17 protein-coding genes and 1 other RNA gene are annotated in these 18,806 nt (G+C 67.0%); 3 read left to right on the forward strand and 15 right to left on the reverse strand.

Annotated elements, in window-relative coordinates; all coding sequences use genetic code 11:
• Positions 1-273 precede the first annotated feature (273 nt).
• The 13 genes from B9C43_RS17570 to B9C43_RS17630 form a co-directional block, all read right to left on the reverse strand.
• Positions 274-1,323, reverse strand: coding sequence for an ABC transporter ATP-binding protein (locus tag B9C43_RS17570; protein WP_084427586.1), 1,050 nt, complete (start codon positions 1,321-1,323; stop codon positions 274-276).
• A gap of 4 nt (positions 1,324-1,327) precedes the next feature.
• Positions 1,328-2,416, reverse strand: a complete 1,089-nt coding sequence (locus tag B9C43_RS17575; protein ID WP_033391268.1) for an ABC transporter ATP-binding protein — start codon at positions 2,414-2,416, stop codon at positions 1,328-1,330.
• 3 nt (positions 2,417-2,419) lie between these two features.
• Entirely contained in the window at positions 2,420-3,427 is a 1,008-nt protein-coding gene (locus B9C43_RS17580) for an ABC transporter permease (RefSeq protein WP_033391269.1), read from the reverse strand.
• Positions 3,428-3,508: 81 nt separating this feature from the next.
• On the reverse strand, positions 3,509-5,266 hold the full coding sequence (locus tag B9C43_RS17585) for an ABC transporter substrate-binding protein (protein ID WP_084427588.1): 1,758 nt from the start codon (positions 5,264-5,266) through the stop codon (positions 3,509-3,511).
• Between the two features lie 39 nt (positions 5,267-5,305).
• A complete protein-coding gene (locus B9C43_RS17590; RefSeq protein WP_033391271.1) occupies positions 5,306-6,304 on the reverse strand; it encodes an ABC transporter permease in 999 nt (332 codons plus the stop codon).
• Between the two features lie 289 nt (positions 6,305-6,593).
• Positions 6,594-7,721: an ABC transporter ATP-binding protein gene (locus B9C43_RS17595; RefSeq protein ID WP_084427590.1), complete on the reverse strand. Its 1,128-nt coding sequence runs from the start codon at positions 7,719-7,721 to the stop codon at positions 6,594-6,596.
• Positions 7,718-8,722: an ABC transporter ATP-binding protein gene (locus B9C43_RS17600; RefSeq protein ID WP_084427592.1), complete on the reverse strand. Its 1,005-nt coding sequence runs from the start codon at positions 8,720-8,722 to the stop codon at positions 7,718-7,720. Before B9C43_RS17600 ends, B9C43_RS17595 begins: the two co-directional genes overlap by 4 nt.
• 7 nt (positions 8,723-8,729) lie before the next feature.
• Entirely contained in the window at positions 8,730-9,659 is a 930-nt protein-coding gene (locus B9C43_RS17605) for an ABC transporter permease (RefSeq protein ID WP_084427594.1), read from the reverse strand.
• On the reverse strand, positions 9,656-10,678 hold the full coding sequence (locus B9C43_RS17610) for an ABC transporter permease (RefSeq protein ID WP_084427596.1): 1,023 nt from the start codon (positions 10,676-10,678) through the stop codon (positions 9,656-9,658). Before B9C43_RS17610 ends, B9C43_RS17605 begins: the two co-directional genes overlap by 4 nt.
• Before the next feature lie 24 nt (positions 10,679-10,702).
• Positions 10,703-12,391, reverse strand: a complete 1,689-nt coding sequence (locus B9C43_RS17615; RefSeq protein ID WP_084427598.1) for an ABC transporter substrate-binding protein — start codon at positions 12,389-12,391, stop codon at positions 10,703-10,705.
• Between the two features lie 110 nt (positions 12,392-12,501).
• The gene (locus tag B9C43_RS17620; protein WP_084427600.1) at positions 12,502-13,056 is read right to left on the reverse strand and encodes a uridine kinase family protein; all 555 of its coding nucleotides are present in this window, start codon (positions 13,054-13,056) and stop codon (positions 12,502-12,504) included.
• A gap of 24 nt (positions 13,057-13,080) precedes the next feature.
• On the reverse strand, positions 13,081-13,677 hold the full coding sequence (gene recR, locus B9C43_RS17625; protein WP_033391277.1) for a recombination mediator RecR: 597 nt from the start codon (positions 13,675-13,677) through the stop codon (positions 13,081-13,083).
• Positions 13,677-14,051 carry a YbaB/EbfC family nucleoid-associated protein gene (locus B9C43_RS17630; RefSeq protein ID WP_051897285.1) on the reverse strand — a complete coding sequence of 125 codons (375 nt, stop codon included), beginning with the start codon at positions 14,049-14,051 and terminating at the stop codon, positions 13,677-13,679. The genes recR and B9C43_RS17630 overlap by 1 nt, the downstream gene beginning before the upstream one ends.
• Before the next feature lie 20 nt (positions 14,052-14,071).
• Between B9C43_RS17630 and B9C43_RS17635 the strand changes: the two genes are divergently transcribed.
• The gene (locus B9C43_RS17635) at positions 14,072-14,926 is read left to right on the forward strand and encodes an N-acetylmuramoyl-L-alanine amidase (RefSeq protein WP_327222588.1); all 855 of its coding nucleotides are present in this window, start codon (positions 14,072-14,074) and stop codon (positions 14,924-14,926) included.
• A 187-nt stretch (positions 14,927-15,113) separates the two neighbouring features.
• On the opposite strand, the gene B9C43_RS17640 is transcribed toward B9C43_RS17635, so the two are convergent.
• A complete protein-coding gene (locus tag B9C43_RS17640; protein ID WP_084428274.1) occupies positions 15,114-17,051 on the reverse strand; it encodes a DNA polymerase III subunit gamma and tau in 1,938 nt (645 codons plus the stop codon).
• A gap of 89 nt (positions 17,052-17,140) precedes the next feature.
• Between B9C43_RS17640 and ffs the strand changes: the two genes are divergently transcribed.
• Together ffs and B9C43_RS17650 are read left to right on the forward strand one after the other, a co-directional pair.
• Positions 17,141-17,237, forward strand: an RNA gene (ffs, locus tag B9C43_RS17645) — signal recognition particle sRNA small type.
• Positions 17,238-17,484: 247 nt separating this feature from the next.
• Positions 17,485-18,267 (forward strand): S1 family peptidase, encoded by a 783-nt coding sequence (locus B9C43_RS17650; protein ID WP_033391283.1) that lies wholly within the window; start codon positions 17,485-17,487, stop codon positions 18,265-18,267.
• Here B9C43_RS17650 and B9C43_RS17655 read toward each other — a convergent pair.
• Entirely contained in the window at positions 18,251-18,805 is a 555-nt protein-coding gene (locus B9C43_RS17655) for a nitroreductase family protein (RefSeq protein WP_084428276.1), read from the reverse strand. The genes B9C43_RS17650 and B9C43_RS17655 overlap by 17 nt on opposite strands.
• Position 18,806 lies beyond the last annotated feature (1 nt).

Below are 18,806 nucleotides of genomic sequence, written 5' to 3' on the forward strand. Positions count from 1 at the left end.
CGCGATTTTGTGTGGAGTGGCGCCGCAAATAAGCTTGTCGGCGGGGCAGGGCCGCAGGTCCTGCCCGCTTTCCCTGCCTTTTGCGGCGCAGAGGCTCCACACCAAATCGCGCCGACCAGTCACAGGAGCGCGCCGAAAGCAACCACAGAGCGCGCCGTGGCGACCAAAGAGCGCGCCGCAGTAGGCACAGCGCGCCGCAGTGAGCCAAGCGCGCCGAAAACAACCCCAGCACCGCCACTAGAAGGCCCCCGTCAACGACGAGGGCCCTTGTCACTACACCACTTTGACAGTGTGGTCGGAGTCCGGTGTGTTCTCCGGGAAATGACACGCGGCCCGGCGACCCGGCGCCAGCTCACGCAACTCCGGCTCCTCCGTCTTGCAGATCTCCTGAGCCTTCCAGCACCTCGTGTGGAACCGGCAGCCGGACGGCGGGTTGATCGGCGACGGCACGTCGCCCTTCAACCGGATCCGCTCCCGTTTGGCCTTGCGCTCCGGGTCCGGCACGGGCACCGCCGACAGCAACGCCATCGTGTACGGGTGCATCGGCTTCTCGTACACGCCGGTCCGGTCGCCGAGCTCCACGATCTTGCCCAGGTACATCACCGCGACCCGGTCCGACACGTGCCGCACCACCGACAGGTCGTGCGCGATCATCACGTATGTCAGGTCCAGCTCGTTCTGCAGATCCTCCAGCAGGTTCACCACCTGCGCCTGGATCGACACGTCCAAAGCGGACACTGGCTCGTCCGCGACGATCAGCTTGGGCTTCAACGCGAGCGTGCGGGCGATCCCGATTCTTTGCCGCTGCCCGCCGGAGAACTCGTGCGGGTACCGGTTGTAGTGCTCCGGGCTCAGGCCGACCAGTTCGAGCAGTTCCTGCACGGCCTTCTTCACGCCGTTCTCGGTCTGCACCTTCTGCAGCTTGAACGGCGCGCCGACGATCGCGCCCACGGTGTGCCGCGGGTTCAGTGACGAGTACGGGTCCTGGAAGATCATCTGCACGTCGCGGCGCAGCGGGCGCATCTTCGACTGTGACATGTGGGTGATGTCCTCACCCTCGAAGACGATCTTGCCGGCGGTCGGCTCGAGCAGCCGGGTCAGCAGCCGTCCCGTTGTGGTCTTGCCACAGCCGGACTCGCCGACCAGGGAGAGCGTCTCGCCCTTCTGCACCGAGAAGTTCAGCCCGTCAACGGCCTGCACGTGCCCTTGCACCCGCTGCAGCAGGCCTTTGCGGATCGGGAAGTACTTCTGCAGTCCCGACACCGACAGCAGGGTCTCGCTGGTCTTCTCGGCGGGCGCGGTGGGAGAGGTCAGTTCGCTCATCGACTCACAACTTCGGCTTGATCTCGTCGTTCCAGATCCGCTGGCGGTCTTCGCCAGACAGATGGCACGCGATCCGGTGTCCAGGACTGATCTCGCGGAACTCCGGGCGCTCGGTCGTGCTGAGATCGCCGTTGAGCTCCCCGTAGGCGCACCTCGGGTTGAACGGGCAGCCGGTCGGGACGTTGATCAGGCTGGGCGGGGTGCCCTTGATCGGCTGCAGCCGCTCGGTGCGTTCCCGGTCAAGCCGGGGCATCGAACCGAGCAGGCCCCACGTGTACGGGTGTTGCGGCGACGAGAAGATCTCGTGCGCACTGCCGTACTCCACCGAGCGGCCCGCGTACATCACCATGATGTCGTCGGCCAGCTCGGCGACCACGCCGAGGTCGTGGGTGATGATGATGACCGCGGAGTTGAAGTCCTTCTGCAGATCCACGATCAGATCGAGGATCTGCGCCTGCACGGTCACGTCCAGCGCGGTGGTCGGCTCGTCCGCGATCAGCAGCTCCGGGTCGCACACCAGCGCCATCGCGATCATCGCGCGCTGCCGCATACCGCCGGAGAACGCGTGCGGGTAGTCGTCGACCCGCTTGTCCGGCTGCGGAATGCCCACGCGGTCGAGCATGTCGATCGCGTGCTTGCGGGCCGCCGCCTTGGACACGTTGTGGTGCACCCGGTAGGCCTCGATGATCTGGTTGCCGACCGTGTAGTACGGGTGCATCGCCGACAGCGGGTCCTGGAAGATCATCGCCATGTTCTTGCCGCGCTTGCGGCGCACGGTTTCGGGATCCGCGCTGACCAGGTCCTCGCCGTTCAGCCTGATCTCGCCGGTGATGCGAGCCGAGCCTTGCTTGTGCAGCCCCATGATCGACAGGCTGGTGACGCTCTTGCCTGAGCCGGACTCGCCGACGATGCCGAGCGTCTTTCCCCGCTCGAGGCTGAACGACAGCCCGTCGACGGACTTGACCACGCCGTCGTCGGTCGGGAAGTGCACGCGCAAGTCGCGCACCTCAAGGAAAGCCGACGGCAGGTTCAACGCGGCGTCAGCCGTGGCTTGCTCGTCACCGGTCAGCTCGGTGTCTGGGGTTCGCCCCATCAGCTAACGCCTCACAGTCGGGTCGAGGACGCCGTACAGGACGTCCACCACCAGGTTGGCCAGAACGATGAACAGCGCGGCGAACATGACCACGCCGAGCACCATGGGCAGGTCACTCTGGATCACCCCGTCGAGTGCCAGCTGACCAAGTCCCTTGAGCGAGAAGGTTTTTTCGGTGAGCACCGCACCACCCAGCAGCAGGCCGACGTCCAGACCGAACACGGTCAGGATCGGTGTCAGGCTGGCGCGCAGCGCGTGCTTGCTGATGACGGTCCGCTCACGCAACCCCTTGGCTCTTGCCGTCCGGACGAAGTCCTCGCCCAGGGTGTCGAGCATCCCGGCGCGGGTCAGCCGGGCGTAGATCGCGGAGAACAGGAACGCCAGTGTGATCCACGGCAGGATGAGCCCTTGCGCCCATAGGCCGGGATTGTCCAGGAACGGCGTGTATTTCACCGGGGGCAGCAGTCCCCATTGGTGCACAACGAACGTGAGCGACAACAGACCGGTGAAGAAGATCGGCAACGACACACCGGCCAGCGCGATCGCCATGGCCGATCGGTCGACGACGGTGCCGCGCCTGAGCGCCGACAGCACACCGACACCGACACCAGAGACCAGCCAGATGATCGCGGCACCGATGACGATGGACAGTGTCACCGGGAGTCTGCCGAGCACTTCCTCGAGCACCGGCACGTTGGTGCGGAACGAATAGCCCAGGCACGGTGCCGGGCAGTCGATCGTCCGGGTACCGCTCTGGTAGGTGTCCCCGGCGACGACAGCCTTGATGAACATCCCGTACTGCTCGGCCACCGACTTGTCGAAACCGAAACGTTCCTTGATGGCCTGCACGGTTTCCGGCGTGGGGGATTTCCCCGCGAACCGGGCGGCGAGGTCGTCCGCGGTCACCCCGGCAATGCGTGGCACCAGGAAGAAGATCGCGAAGGTGGCCGCGCTGATCACCAGCAGCAGCACGATCGCGCCCGCGAGTCGACGAACGATATAAGCGATCACAGCATGCGGCCATGGGTGGTCTGCGCGGCGTCGCGCAGACCACCCGTTGCCTTCACTCCTTCAGCTGACCGATGCGACTTATCAGGACACGCCGAGGTTGGCGTAGTCGTACATGCCGAAGCCCGCGTGGAAGTACACGTTGGTCAGGTTCGCCGGCCGGTACAGCAGGGACTTGGCGTAGACGTTCGGCAAGTACGCACCCAGCTCAAGCGCCCTGCGGTCGATCTGGTTGTAGATCTTCTCGCGCTCAGCCGCGTTGTCGATCTTGACGACGTCGTTCCACATCTTGTTGATCTGGTCGTCGTTCAGCTCAGGCGCGTTGGTGTTACCACTCGGCTGAATCGCCTTGCCGTCGGTCAGCGCCTGCAGGTAGCCGTAGCCACTCGGCCAGTCAGCGGCCCACCCGTAGGTGCCCAGGCCGACCTTCTCGTTCGCCATGAAGTTCGGCGAGCCCAGCTGGTCGGTGGTGTACGAACCCTGCGGGTAGCCCTTCAGGGTCAGCTTGATGCCGACCTTGGCCAGCGACTGCTCGACCGCCTCGGCGACGGCCTTCTCCTTCGGCCGGTCGCTGCGGAAGATCATCGTGGTGGAGAAGCCGTTCGGCTGACCGCACTTGGCCAGCGACTCCTTGGCCTTGGCCTCGTCGCCCTTGTAGCCCTGACCGATCTTGTACAGGTCGTTCGCCTGACGGCCCGGGATGATCGGCGGCTGGATCGACGTGGACATCTCGCCACCGACATCGCCACCGTAGGCACGCCACATGGCGTCGCGGTCCGCGGCGTAGATGATCGCCAGACGGCAGTCCACGTTCGGGATGACCTTGGTGTTGATCGGCACGAGCCAGTGGAACCCGGCGTACGGGTTGTCCGCGTTGGCCTTCAGCGCCGGGTCACCGAGAACCCGCTGCCGGGCAGCCTCCTGCAGACCGGTACCGGCCAGATCGACCTGGACGTCGCCGGACAGCAGCTGGTTGTCCAGCTCCTCGGCGTTGACGCCCGCGGCGACCTCGATGCGGTCGGGCAGCTGCTTGCGGTTCGGGTCGGTGGCCTGGTCCCAGTTGGGGTTGCGCACCAGCGCGCCACCCTGCTTGGGCTTGTAGTTGCCTTCCCACATGTACGGGCCGGTGGACAGCGGGTGCAGCGCGTACTGCTCACCGGTGTCCTTGGCCTGCGGGACCGGAGCGGTCTGGCCGCTGAACATGACCAGCTCGTTGAACTCGGCGAACGAGTCCTTCAGCTTGAACACGACGGTGTAGTCGTCCGGGGTCTCGACGCCCTTGAAGTTGTCGAGGTTCGTGTCCTTGTACGGACCCTCGTAGCCGTCGGCCGCGAGCAGGCTCTTGAAGTACGACGGACCGCTGCGCAGCACACCGCGGTCGAAGGTACGGGCCACGGCGTACTTGATGTCCTTGGCCTTGACCTCGGTGCCGTCCTCGTACTTGATGCCCTTCTTGAGCTTGTACGTCCAGGTCTTGCTGCTGTCGCTGGGCACACCGGGCGCCTCAGCCAGGTCGGGCACTGGCTTGGCACCGTCGGTACCGGGCTTGGACGCGTAGGTCATCAGCATCCGCGCGTACAGGCGGATGAAGTTGTTGCCGAACGCGTAGTAGGTGTTGCCCGGGTCGGTTGAGTCGAAGTCGTCGCTGCTCGCGAACTTCAGCGTGCCGCCCTTTTTGTCCGAGGCGTTGACGACGCCCTTGGAGCCGGCGTCGAATGCGACCGAGCCGCCCCCATTGGCACCGCCTCCGTTGCCTCCGCTGTCGCCACCACAGGCGCCCAGCACCAGGCTTAGGACGACTGCGCCGGACACAGCCGCTATCCGGGTATTGGTTTTCCTCATCGGTTTCCTTTCACTGTCGCCAAGGTGTGCGACGCAAGGTCATCGGGCGCGCGGGTCGAGCGCGTCGCGCAAACCGTCTCCGAACAGGTTGAAGGCCATCACCGTGAGGAAGATGGCAAGCCCGGGGATGATCACGAAGTGCGGTGCGACGCTGTACACCCTGGTGGCTTCGGTCAGCATGCCGCCCCACGACGGTGTCGGCGGGTTGATACCGACACCGAGGAACGACAGCGCCGCCTCGAACAGGATGTTGGTGGGGATCATCAACGTCGAATACACCAGGATCGGGGCTACCAGGTTCGGCAGGATCTCCTTGAACAGGATGTACGGGCTGCGAGCCCCGAGGCTGCGCGCCGCGTCGACGAACTCACGTTGGCGCAGCGACAGCGTTTGCCCACGGACGATGCGACCGATGTACGGCCAGCTGAAGAAGCCGATGATGAACACGAGCATGGCGATTCGCAGGCCGTTGCCGCTCAGGCCGAGCAGCTCGTTCGGGCTCACACCCGCGAGCGCGATCGCGAAAAGCAGAAGGGGGAAGGCCAGGAAGGCGTCCATCGTGCGGGAGATCAGCGTGTCGACCCACCCGCCGAAGTAGCCGGAGATCACGCCGAGCACCGTGCCGATGATCACCGACACCAGCGTGGCGAGGAACCCGACCAGCATGGAGATCTGTGCGCCGTAGACGATCCGGCTGAACAGGTCGCGTCCGTTGCCCGGCTCGACGCCGAGCAGGAAGTCCCAGCTGATCCCGCCGAACGAGCCGTACGGCTTGCCGAGCGTGGGATCGACCAGTTCCTGGTGGAACTCGTTGGGCGGATGGCCGAGCAGCTTCACGATGAGCGGGGCGAAGATGGCGACAAGGATGAGCAGGAGGACCACGGCACCGCCGGCCATGGCGACCTTGTCGCGCTTGAGCCGCATCCACGCGATCCGGCCGAGTGACCGGCCCTGGATCGCCTTGCGGCTGACTCCTTGCAGTACGGCTTCCGGTTGTGCCGATTTGTCAGAGTCGGTGACCTCGATCGGAGCGGTCATCGCTGTGCCAGACCCACCCGTCGCGTCGCGCGCATGAGGGCGCTGCTGTACCGGGAGGCCATGCGGCTGGGTTGCGGCGACAGCGGGTAAGCCATCACGCACTCCTTCCGAGTCGGTCCGGGATCTGTCCGTTGGTGGCGACCTTAGCCCTCTTGTTCGCCATCGATTGACCACCCTGAGGTCACGATCCGGGAACACGGGCAGGCCAACACCTTGACGCGCAGGACTGATCACGGAATGTAGCGGTCTGCGGTGCTGTTTCAGTCGACTGACACAAATAGGACAGTGACTAGCCGAGTGCCTCAGTGATCGAAGCCGGGCCGGCCAGCGGGTCGTCGGCTCCGACAACGCCGCCCGTGCCGTCCTGCTCGATCAGTTCCGGCCTGACTTCGTGTGGACGCAGCCGCCCGGACCTGATGTCCTCGGCGAAGTGGCACGCTACCCGATGGCCTGGGACGATCTCCCTCAGTGCCGGGCGCTCGGTGTCGCAGCGCTGCTCCTGGCGCCACGGGCAGCGGGTGTGGAAACGGCAACCGGCCGGCGGGCGCGCGGGCGACGGGAGGTCCCCGGCGAGCAGGATTCGTTCGCGGCTGTCCTCCACTATCGGGTCAGGCACAGGCACCGCCGAGAACAGCGCCCGGGTGTACGGGTGCAGCGGCTCGGCGTACAGCAGGTCCGATGGTGCTTCCTCGACCAGGCCACCGAGGTACATCACGCCGACGCGGTCGGAGATGTGCCGGACCACCGCGAGGTCGTGCGCGATCACCAGGTAGGTCAGTCCGAACTCTTCCTGCAGGTCCTCAAGCAGGTTGATCACCTGGGCCTGCACCGAGACGTCGAGCGCGGAGACCGGCTCGTCGGCCACGATCAGCTCGGGGTCGACGGTGAGCGCCCGGGCGATTCCGATCCGTTGCCGCTGGCCACCGGAGAACTCGTGCGGGTACCGGCGCAGTGCGTTGCTCGGCAGGCCGACCGACGAAAGCAGTGAGCGCAAACGTTTCGCGGTCGTCTCGCGGTCCTTGTCCAGCCCGTGCGCCCGCATGCCCTCGACCAAAATGGACTCCACCGACTGGCGGGGATCCAGCGACGACATCGGGTCCTGGAAGACCATCTGCATCCGGCGGCGCATCTTGCGCAGTGGCTCACCGCGCATGGCCGACAGGTCGGTCCCGTCGAAGACGACCCGGCCGGACGTCGGCGGGGTCAGCTTGAGCATGGCACGGCCGAGGGTCGACTTGCCGCAGCCGGACTCACCGACCAGGCCATAGGTTTCGCCTCGCCGGATGGCCAGATCGACTCCGTCCACCGCGTACACATAGCCGATGGTCCGGTCCAGCACGACCCCGCGCTTGATCGGGAAATGCACCTTGATGTCTTCGACCTCGACCAGTGTCTCGGTCGCCACAACCTCGGTCATACCAGGGCCTCCCCATCGCGCACCGGTTCGACCGGGTTGTGGCAACGCAGCAGTCGGTCGTCGGGCACGGCTTGGTCGGCCGCCATCTCCGGAGTCACCTCGACGCAGGTGTCCACGGCGTTGGGACAGCGGGGTGCGAACGCGCAACCCGTCGTCCACGGGATGTTGTCGGCCACCGAGCCCCTGATCGGCGACAGCCGCTCACCCCGCGGCGCGTCCAGCCGGGGGATCGAGGACAGCAGGCCGTGGGTGTACGGATGCCTTGGCACTGCGAACAGATCGTGCCGCTTGGCCCGTTCGACCACCCGGCCGCCGTAGAGCACGTTGACCTCGTCGCACAGTCCGGCGACCACACCGAGGTCGTGCGTGATCATGATCAGTGCGGTCTCGGTGTCCCGCACCAAATCCGTCAGCAGGGCAAGGATTTGCGCCTGGATGGTGACGTCGAGCGCGGTCGTCGGCTCGTCGGCGATCAGCAGCCGGGGCCGGCAGGCGAGCGCGATCGCGATCATCGCGCGCTGCCGCATGCCACCGGACAGCTGGTGCGGGTACTCGTCGAGCCGACGCTTGGGGTCGGGGATGCCGACCTTGTCCAGCAGGTCGGCAGCCTCCACTGTGGCCTGTCGGCGGGTCATGCCCCGGTGGCGCTCCAGCACCTCGGTGACCTGCAAGCCGATCGGGATGACCGGGTTCAAAGAGGACAGTGGGTCCTGGAACACCATGGCGAGGTCGCGGCCGCGCCGATCACGCATCTGCCTGTCGGACAACGACAACAGCTCGGTTCCTTCGAACCGGGCCGAACCGGAGACACGCGGGCCCCGCCTCGGCAGCAGGCCCATGATCGTCAGCGCGGTGACGGACTTGCCGCAGCCGGACTCGCCGACCAGCCCGACCGTCTGGCCGGGCTCCACCTGGAAGCTGACGCCGTCGACGGCGTACACGGGGTCTTCACCCTTGCGCCGGAACTCGACCCTGAGGTCGCGAACGTCGAGCAATGCCACCTTTACATCACCGCCGGCTCTTCGGGTCGAGAGCCTCACGCAGCGACTCGCCCACCAATGTGAAACCCAATGCGACCACGACGATGCAGCCGGCCGGCCAGAACGCCAGCTCCGGGTGGCTGTCGATGACGTTCTGCGCCTGGCCGAGCATCTGGCCCCACTCCGGGACCCGGTCGTCGGGGTTGCCGAGGCCGAGGAACGACAACCCGGCCGCCTCGATGATCGCGATCGCGAGCACGAGCGTGGCCTGGACGATCACCGGTCCGAGCGAGTTGGGCAGCATGTGCCGGAACACGATCGAGCCCTCTCGCACGCCGAGCGAGCGCGCGGCGAGCACGTGATCACTGTGCCGTTGCGCCAGCATCGAACCACGCAACAGCCTTGCGAACACGGGGATCTGCACGACGGCCACCGCGAGGATGACCGTGTACTGGTTGGGCTGGGCGAACAACGAGCCGATGGACACCGCCAGCAGCAGGCCCGGGATCGACAGCATCACGTCGACCACGCGCATGACCGTGGAGTCCACCCACCCGCTCAACGCGCCCGCGAGCGTGCCGAGCACCAAGCCGCCAGCCAGTCCGATCAGCGTGGCCAGCACACCGACCAGCAGCGTCTGCTGTGCGCCGACAAGAAGCCGGGACAGCAGGTCGCGGCCGACCTGGTCGCCGCCGAGCGGATGACCGGGCTGTGCCGGTGGGATTTCGTTGCGGGCACGGATGACCTGGTCGCCGAGCATCGGCTCACCCGGGTCGTGCGGGGCCAGGAACGGGGAAAGCAGCGCCAGGATCACGAACGCGATCACGATCGTCGCGCCGAGCAGGAACACCGGGTTGCGGCGCAACCGGCGCCAGGCCGCGGCGGCCAGGCTGACCCCGGCGTCGGACTTGGCGGCTCGCTGAGCCAGTTCGTCGATCTTGCTCGTACGAGCCGTCATCGCCCACCACCCGAGGTCCGGATCCGTGGGTCGATCACCGCGTACGACAGGTCGACCGCCAGATTGACAAGCACGAAAACCCCGGCAGCGCAAAGGATCAGCAACAACAGCACCGGGTAGTCACGGCGCTCGAAGCCGATCGCCAACGCCTGCCCGATGCCGGGGAAGGCGAACACCTTCTCGGTCAGCACGGCACCGGCAAGCAGCGCACCGGTCTGCAGGCCGATCGTGGTGACCACGGGCAACATCGCGTTGCGCAGCACGTGCCGTCGCCGGATCACCGGAGTGGTCAGGCCCTTCGACTCGGCGGTGCGCACGAAGTCCTCGTCGAGCACGTCCAGCACGGAGGCACGGGTGATCCGGAAGATCACCGAGAACGGGATGCTGGACAGCGCTACCGCGGGCAGGATCAGGTGTTTGAACGCGTCCCACGCGGCGTCGAACTCGCGCGTGATCAGCCCGTCGAGGATGAAGAACCCGGTGACCCGGGTCGCGTCGAGCCCGCCTTCCTGTCTTCCCGTGGTGGGAAACCAGCCCAGCTCGACGGCGAAGACCTGCTTGAGCACGAACGCCAGGAAGAACACCGGCACGGCGACGCCGATCAGCGAACCGACCACGCTGAGGTTGTCCAGGATCCCGCCGCGACGGCGAGCAGCCAGGAAACCCAGCGGGATCCCGACCGCGATGGCGATCACGATGGCCAGCACCGACAGCTCGAGGGTCGCCGGGAACCGTTGCAGGAAGATCTCCATGGCCGAATCGCCCGGCTGAACGCCGGTGGAAACACCGAAGTCCCCGGACGCGGCGCGCCCGAGGAACTTGAAGTACTGCACGAAGATCGGTTGATCAAGGCCCAGTTCGGCGGTCAACTGGGCGCGCAGGGCGGGGGTGGCCCGCTCGCCCAGGAGGGCCGAGACCGGCCCTCCTGGGAGCGAACGCAACCACGCGAACAGCAGCAGCGACAGTGCTACGACGACGAGCACGAGCTGCAGCAGCCGCCGGACGGTGTAACGGAGCACAGTTTTCTAAGGTCCTTCTGCGCCTCAGCCGAGGCTGACGGTGTCGAACCGCTCGTCGGTCAACGGGCTGGCGACCAGACCACTGACCTTGGCGGAGGTGACCAGCGCGGGCGGCGAGTGGGCCACCGGGATCGCGGGCAGGTACTCCGCCTTGAGCTTCTTGTTCAGCGCCTCGTACATCGACTTGCGCTTGGCGGCGTCCGGCTCGGCGTCGGCCGCCTTGATCTCCGCGGACAGCTGGGCACCCCACGTCGCCGAGCCGGTGGCGAACCGGTTGTTCGGGTCGGAGAAGAAGTTGCCGATGAAGTTGTCCGGCGTGTTGTAGTCACCGTTCCAGCCCAGCAGGAACACGTCTGCCTTGGCCTGGTCGACGTCCTCGAGGTAGCCACCGTTCCACGGCTTGCTGACCACGTTGAGCTTGATGCCGACCGCTTCGAGGTTGCCGCGGATGAAGCCGAAGATGTCACGCGGGTTGGGCATGTAGGGCCGGGTGACCTCGGTCGGCCAGTAGAACGTGACCTCGAGACCGGTCGCACCCGCCTCGGCCAGCAGCGTCTTGGCCTTCTCCGGGTTGTACTCGTACTTCTGCACGTCGCCGATCCAGCCGGACACCGTGTCCGGGTAGAAGTTCTCGGCGACCTTCGCACCCTCCGGGTACTGCTGCTTGATCAGGCCGTCGCGGTCGACGGCGTGCGCGATGGCCTGGCGCACCTTCAGGTCACGCAGCTTGGCGTTGTTCTTCTGGCCGATGCCCAGGTACATCACGTTGAAGGCCGGACGGATCAGCAGCTTGTGCCCGTCCTTCTTCAGCTGGTCCCAGTCCGCCGGGGCCGGCAGGTCGTAACCCTGCACGTCACCGGACTGCAGCGCCTGCTTGCGTGCGGTCTCGTCCGGGATCGCCCGCAGGATCAGCTTGTCGAGCAGGGCTTTGGTACCCCAGTAGTCATCGTTGCGGACCAGCTCGACAGTGCCGTTCGCCTTGTCGTATTTGGAGAACTTGAACGGGCCGGTGCCGACCGGGTGCTCCTGGCCGTACGCCGGGTACACGAAGCTTTCACCCTGCTGCACCACGTTGTCCGCGTCGTACTGCTTCATCGCGGTCGGGCTCTGCATCGCGAACGACGGCAGGCCGAGGATGTCCGGGAACTTGCTGGTGTAGCTGGTCAGCTCGACCACGGCGGTCGACGGGTCGCTGGCCGTGCACGACTTGAACAGCGACGGCTTGGCGCCGTCGGAGAACCCGCCGAAGTTGTCCTGCCAGTAACCGGTGACGGCCGGGCTCTGGCCCGCGCCCTTCTGGTTGTACCAGCGGTTGAAGTTGTAGCAGGCAGCCTCGGCGTTGAACTCCGTGCCGTCGTGGAACTTCGCGCCCTTGCGCAGGTTGAACGTCCACGTCTTGCCGTCCGGGGTGGAGGACCACCTCTCGGCGAGACCGGCTTCGGCCTCCGCGGTGCCCGGCTTGAACTCGATGAGCCCCTCGAAGATCTGCTGCGAGGTCCGGAACGTCGCACCATCCGTCGCGAAGAACGGGTCGAACAGCTTGGGTGCGCCCTCGGTCGCGAACGTCATGGTGCCGCCGACCTTCGCCGCGCCGCCGCCGCCACCTTGATCGTTCTGGCCCCGTTGCGACTCCGCGCAGGCGGACAGCACGAGAGCCGTGGAGAGGCCTAACGCCACCAGGCGGCCCGCTCGAACCCTACGGGTCTGGACCATCGCACACCTCAAAACAAAGTCGGGAAGGCAGTCTTGGGGACGGACCTTATATCGACCAAAGCGGATTACTGGTACTCCGCTTGGTCACGAATCGGCCAAACAGGGCTCGGTCAGAGACTGCCCAACGCCGCGTCGACGACGTGATCCGCGTACTGGCGCGTGCGGTCGACAGCGAACCAGCCCTGCTCGAACAACTGCCAGGCCACCAGGTGCGACCGGCAGGCCTCGCCGTCCCTCGCCACCGCCCGCTCGAGGCGTTCGGCCTGGTCAGCGTATTCACACCAGATCAGCTCGGACAGCAGCGGGCGGATCGAGGCTCTGCCCGCCGAGACGCCCTCAAGGACCAGGAACTCGGGCACATCGACTGTCCGGCAGGGGCCCGGCCGCGGGATCCCGTCGACCCACTCGACGGCGCGATAACCACCAGGTCGACCCGCCGCCAATTGGTCTAGTACGCCCTCGACCAACCGGGGCCACCAGGCCACAGGGTCGTCCCAGGTCGCGAAGTCGTCGGTGGAGACGAGGGCCGCGTTGCCCAACCCCGCGGTGAGCCGCCGGGCGAACGTGGACTTGCCCGAGCCGGATGGACCGTCGACCGCCACCAAGCGGACACCGCCGAGTCTTGGCGGCGCCGCCTCGATGGCCGTGCGGATCTCTTCGATCACACTGTGTCGATCATCCTGTGTCGATCAGACGGCGCGACGCCCGGAGAGCGCGCGGGTGAGCGTGAGCTCGTCGGCGAACTCCAGATCGCCGCCCATCGGCAGGCCGGACGCCAGCCTGGTCACGGTCAGCCCGGGGAAGTCCCGCAGCAGCCGGATCAGGTACGTGGCGGTCGCCTCGCCCTCGGTGTTCGGGTCGGTCGCCAGGATCACCTCGGTGACGTCCTGCTCGCCGATCCTGGTCAGCAGCTGCCGGATCCGCAGCTGGTCGGGGCCGATCCCGGACAACGGGTCAAGCGCGCCGCCGAGCACGTGGTAGCGGCCCTTGAACTCACGGGTCCGCTCGATCGCCAGTACGTCCTTGGGCTCCTCGACCACGCACACCTTCTGCGGGTCGCGCCGGGCGTCCCGGCAGATGCGGCAGGTCTCCTGCTCGGAGACGTTGCCGCAGATATCGCAGAACACCACGCCCTCTTTGACCTTCTGCAGCGCGTCCTGCAGCCGCGCGATGTCCGCGGCCTCGGCCGCCAGCAGGTGGAAGGCGATGCGCTGCGCGCTCTTCGGACCCACTCCCGGCAGCCGGCCGAGCTCGTCGATGAGGTCCTGGACCGGGCCTTCGTACATCAGAAACCAGGCAGTCCGAGCGCGCCGCCGAAGCCACCGGCCAGGCCGCCCATCTTCTCCTCGGCCAGCTTCTGCGCGTTGTGGTTGGCGTCCCTGATCGCGGCGACGATCAGGTCGGACAGGGTCTCGACGTCCTCGGGGTCGACCACCTTGGGGTCGATGGTCAGCGCGGTCAGCTCACCGGCGCCGGACACCGTCGCGGTCACCAGTCCGCCGCCGGCCGTGCCGGTCACCTCGACGTCCTCGAGCTCCTGCTGAGCCGACGCGAGCTTCTCCTGCATGGCCTGGGCCTGCTGCAGGATGTCCTGGATGTTGGGCATTCCTGGTCCGGGTTGCACCGCTGGCTCCTCGAGTCGCGTCAGTGTTGCTGCCATCAAGACTAGTCTCTCCTGACGTGACGCCTTCGCCTCGCCGCGCCTGTCTCGCCCTCGCTGCGGCGCTTGTCTTTCTCGCCGGATGCAGCACGAGCGAGGCGGGCTCGCCACCCTCGGTGAGGAAGGTCGAGACGGCGGTGTCCGTGCCGCCGGGATCTCCGGTGAGCGCCACCCGGGTGCCCACCTCGACCAGCAGCACTTCTGTTCCGGTGCCTCCGCCGCCGGTTGCGGGCAAAGTCGTCGTGCTGGATCCCGGGCACAACGGCGGCAACGCGTCGAACCCCGCGGAGATCAACAAGAAGGTGCCCGCGGGACGCGGCCAGACCAAGGCGTGCAACACCACCGGGACATCGACCAACGCCGGCTACGCCGAGCACCAGTTCACCTGGGACGTTTCGGTGCGTGTGCGGGAGTTGTTGGCGGCCAAGGGGATCAAGGTCGTGATGACCCGCGACAACGACACCGGAGTCGGGCCCTGTGTGGACAGACGAGCCGCGATCGGCAACCAGGCCAACGCGGACGCAGTGGTGTCCATTCACGCTGACGGCTCGAATTCCCTTGGCGCGCACGGGTTCCACATCGCGTACTCGGCGCCTCCGTTGAACGCGGCCCAAGGGGAACCGGCCAAGCGGCTCGCCACGACCTTGCGGGATGGCTTGCGCTCAGCGGGTTTCGCGACGTCGACCTACATCGGCTCGGCCGGGCTGTCCCCACGGGACGACCTCGGCGGCCTGAACCTCTCGGAACGCCCAGCAGCCCTGGTGGAATGCGGAAACATGCGTAACCCGAACGAAGCCGCGGTGTTGTCGAGCCCCTCCGGCCGCCAGCGCTACGCCGACGCCATCGCAGCCGCGATCCTCGCCTACCTCGCCTAGCCCGCGTGTCCACCGTTGCAGCACCGCGTGTCCACCACACCGGCACCATGAGTTGACCATTCCGGCACACCGAAATCGCACTCGCTGACCCGCGCCGCGATCTCATAGTGCCGGAACGCGCATTTCACCGTGTCGGAATGCGCATTTCATGGTGCTGGAAAGGTGGACACGGCTCCTAGCCGCGGGCCTAGATCTTCCTCGCTCCCAGCTCCTGGGTCAGCAGCTCGATCGCCACTTCTTCCGGGTCACGGGCTACGATCCGCTCGCCGTCGCTCGGCTTCTGGGAAGCCTCGGCGAGCATTTCCTCCTCTTCTTCCTCCTGGGTTTTCGGCGCAGGAGGCGGGAGGGGGTCGTCGGGCTCGGGCGGTTCCGGGGGTGGCGGGATGTCGTCGTGATCCGTCGCCGGGCGTGAAGCCTGACGCTGTGGCGGCTCCGGCGCGGCCGCCGGACGGCTCGGGCGCGTCGGTTGCGGTCGAGGCTGCGGTGCGGCCTGCGCGGGCGGGGCAGCGGTGCCACTGCCGTGCACGCACGTGACCCGCCAGTTTCCGCCGATCACGTTGTTCAGCGCCTTGCCGATCAGGTCGACGTTGCGCGCCTCGGCCAACCGCCGGGCCAACGGGGCCGCAGCGTGCGCGATGACGACCGTGTCGCCCTCGATGCTCTGCACGGTCGCGTTGGTGAGCATGGCTTCGGTGCTGCGGCCGCCTGGCTGTTTGCGTACCTCGGCAAGCAGTTCCGGCCAGATCCGTCGCACGGACGCGGCGTCCAACGCACCCGGTTCCGCAGGCGGCGCTGCGGGCGCTGGTGCTGGCGGTGGCGGGGGTGCTTGCGCGGCAACGGGTTCCGGCTGCCGTGGTGGCGGTGCCGGGGCAGCGGCCGCGGGCTGAGGAGCCGACGGAGGGGCTGCCTGCTGCTGAGCGATGGCGGGCACGGCGGCTGCGGCGACCGGAGCCACGGCAGCGCGCCGCTCCAGTTGCTCAAGTCGTTGCAGCACAGCGGAATCAAGCGCCGGGTCACCCTGAACCGCGGCGGGAAGGAGCATCCGCGCGGACAACAGCTCCATCACCAGACGCGGCGAAGTCGCGCCACGCATCTCGATGAGTCCAGTGTGGACGATCTCGGCGAACCTGGACAGCGTCGCCGGGCCCATCCGATCCGCTTGCGCGGACATCCGGGTCAGCTCGTCGTCGGGGACGTTCACCAAGCCACGCGCGCCGGAATCGGGTACAGCACTGAGCAGGACCAGGTCACGCAGCCGGTCAAGGAGGTCAGAAGCGAACCGCCGAGGATCGTGGCCGGCGTCGACAAGTCGCTCGATCGTGCCGTACACAGCGGCCGAGTCGCCGGTCGCGAGCCCGTCGACCATGTCGTTGATCAACGCGATGTCCGTGACACCCAGCAACGAGATCGCGCGCTCGTACGTCACGCCATCGGGTCCGGCGCCGGACAGCAGCTGGTCCATGACGGACTGGGTGTCACGCGCCGAGCCCCCACCCGCCCGAATGACCAACGGGAAGACGGAAGGCTCGACCGTGACACCTTCGGCAGCGCAGTTGCGCTCCAGGAGCTCCCGCATCACGCCCGGCGGGATCAGCCGGAACGGATAGTGGTGGGTACGGGAGCGGATGGTCGGCAGGACCTTGTCCGGCTCGGTGGTGGCGAAGATGAAGATGAGGTGCTCTGGTGGCTCCTCGACGATCTTGAGCAGGGCGTTGAAGCCCTGTGTGGTGACCATGTGCGCCTCGTCGATGATGAAGACGCGATACCGCGAGATAGCCGGTGCGAAGAACGCACGGTCGCGCAGCTCACGAGTGTCGTCGACACCACCGTGGCTGGCCGCGTCGAGCTCGACCACATCGACACTGCCCGGGCCATTGGGAGCGAGGGAGATGCACGACTCGCACTCGCCGCACGGATCGGGCGTCGGCCCCTGCGCGCAGTTGAGGGATCGAGCCATGATGCGTGCGCTGGACGTCTTCCCGCAGCCACGAGGCCCGGAGAAGAGATACGCATGGTTGACCCGACCGGCCGCGAGCGCGATGCGCAGCGGCTCGGTGACGTGCTCCTGACCGACCACCTCAGCGAAGGTCGCCGGACGGTACTTGCGGTAAAGGGCGAGCGCCACGACGACGACCCTACCCAAAGCCACCGACAATCCCGGCGCCAGTACCGACCCTGCCCTCCGACCGGCCGGACCGAGGTTCGCTACACTGTCGTTGGACCTCGTGCGGTGTCCATCTCGTGAACCTCCCCAGGGCCGGAAGGCAGCAAGGATAAGCGGGCTCTGACAGGTGCACGGGGTCCGCTTACTTTCAGCTGGGCTGGCCGCCGCTGTGGCGCGGACCGTGTCCCGGTGTTTTCTGGGGGCCGAGCCCCCAGACCCCCACGGTGCGAGCTTCTCTCGAACCAGCGCTGGGTGCTTCTTGGCGTTGACCAGCACTTGTTGCTGTCTCTGGCAATGTCATGCGCCGATCAGCGGTTGCACGATCTGTCGTCGCCCGATTACTCATGGATCATGTCGCTCGACGTAGAGCGGCACTGAGGAAAAGGAGACAGCCATGGCGGCTACCCTGCCCCGCCTGGTTCGAGCCTGCACTGTCGCGGTCGCGACGGTCGCGGCCACCTTGTCGTCCGTGTCGGTGGCATCGGCGGACGTCACCCCGATGATCGTTGGCGGCACCCGGGCCAACATCAACGACTTCAAGTACACCGTCTACCTCGCCAGTTCCTCCGGTTCGCAGTTCTGCGGAGGCACGCTGGTCAGCGCCACCAAGGTGGTCACGGCGGCGCATTGCACCGTGGGCCGCAGCCCGTCGAGCACCCGGGTGGTGTGGGGCCGTGAGGACAAGCAGAGCACCGCGGGAACGGTCGCGACCGTGACCCGGATCTGGGTGCACCCGAGCTACACCAGCGCCACGCGCGGGTTCGACGTCTCCGTGCTGACCCTGGGCACCAGTCTGCCGGGGCCGTATCTCCCGCTGGCCACGCCACAGGACACCGCCCTCTACGCAGCCGGTACCCAGACCACGATCCTCGGCTGGGGCACGACCCGATCGGGTGGTTCCGCGTCCCGTTATCTGCTCAAGGCCAACGTCCCGCTCACGAGTGACGCGACCTGCCGGACCGCCTACGGTTCCTCGTTCATCCAGTCGGCCATGGTCTGCGCTGGTTTCCCGAACGGTGGCGTGGACACCTGCCAGGGCGACTCGGGCGGTCCGCTGATCGCGGGCGGCAAGTTGATCGGTGACACGTCATGGGGCCGTGGCTGCGCGCTCGCGGGTTACCCAGGCGTGTACGGCCGCATAGCGACCTACCACGCCGCTATCACGGCTCAGCTCTGAACGGCTTTCCCCACTCGCCGGTGAAGGCGATCTCCGAGAGCGGCAACCGCTTGCGCGGGGCGAGTTCTCGCTCTCGGAGATCTTCCGGAATGCTCGACCGGTCACCGAGTTTCCCGACCGCGATCACCACGACCGGCCGTGCCTCGGGCGGCAGTTCGAACAGGATCCGCGCGCCTTCCGCGTTGAACCCGCCCATCTGGTGTGCGACAAGGCCTTCGTCCACCGCCTGCAGCACCAGGTTCTCAGTCGCCAGCCCGAGGCCGTACTCGTTCAACGGCAGCGTGCCCTTGTGGTTCACGGTCATCGCGATGCCCAGGATCAGCACCGGCGCGTTCTGCGCCCACGCCTGGTTGCGCTGGCTCAGCACCTCGAAAATCCGTGAGTAGGTCGAGTCACCGCGACGCCCGACCATGTAGCGCGCGGGCTGCGAGTTGCCGTACGAAGGCGCCCACCGCGCGGCCTCCAGCATCGCCTCAAGCTGCGCGTCGGTCACCTCGGCGGAAGCGTCGAGCCAGCGCGGGCTCCACCGGTCCCTCATC

It is taken from the genome of Kibdelosporangium aridum, assembly GCF_900176515.1.
Taxonomy (GTDB): Bacteria; Actinomycetota; Actinomycetes; order Mycobacteriales; family Pseudonocardiaceae; genus Kibdelosporangium; species Kibdelosporangium aridum.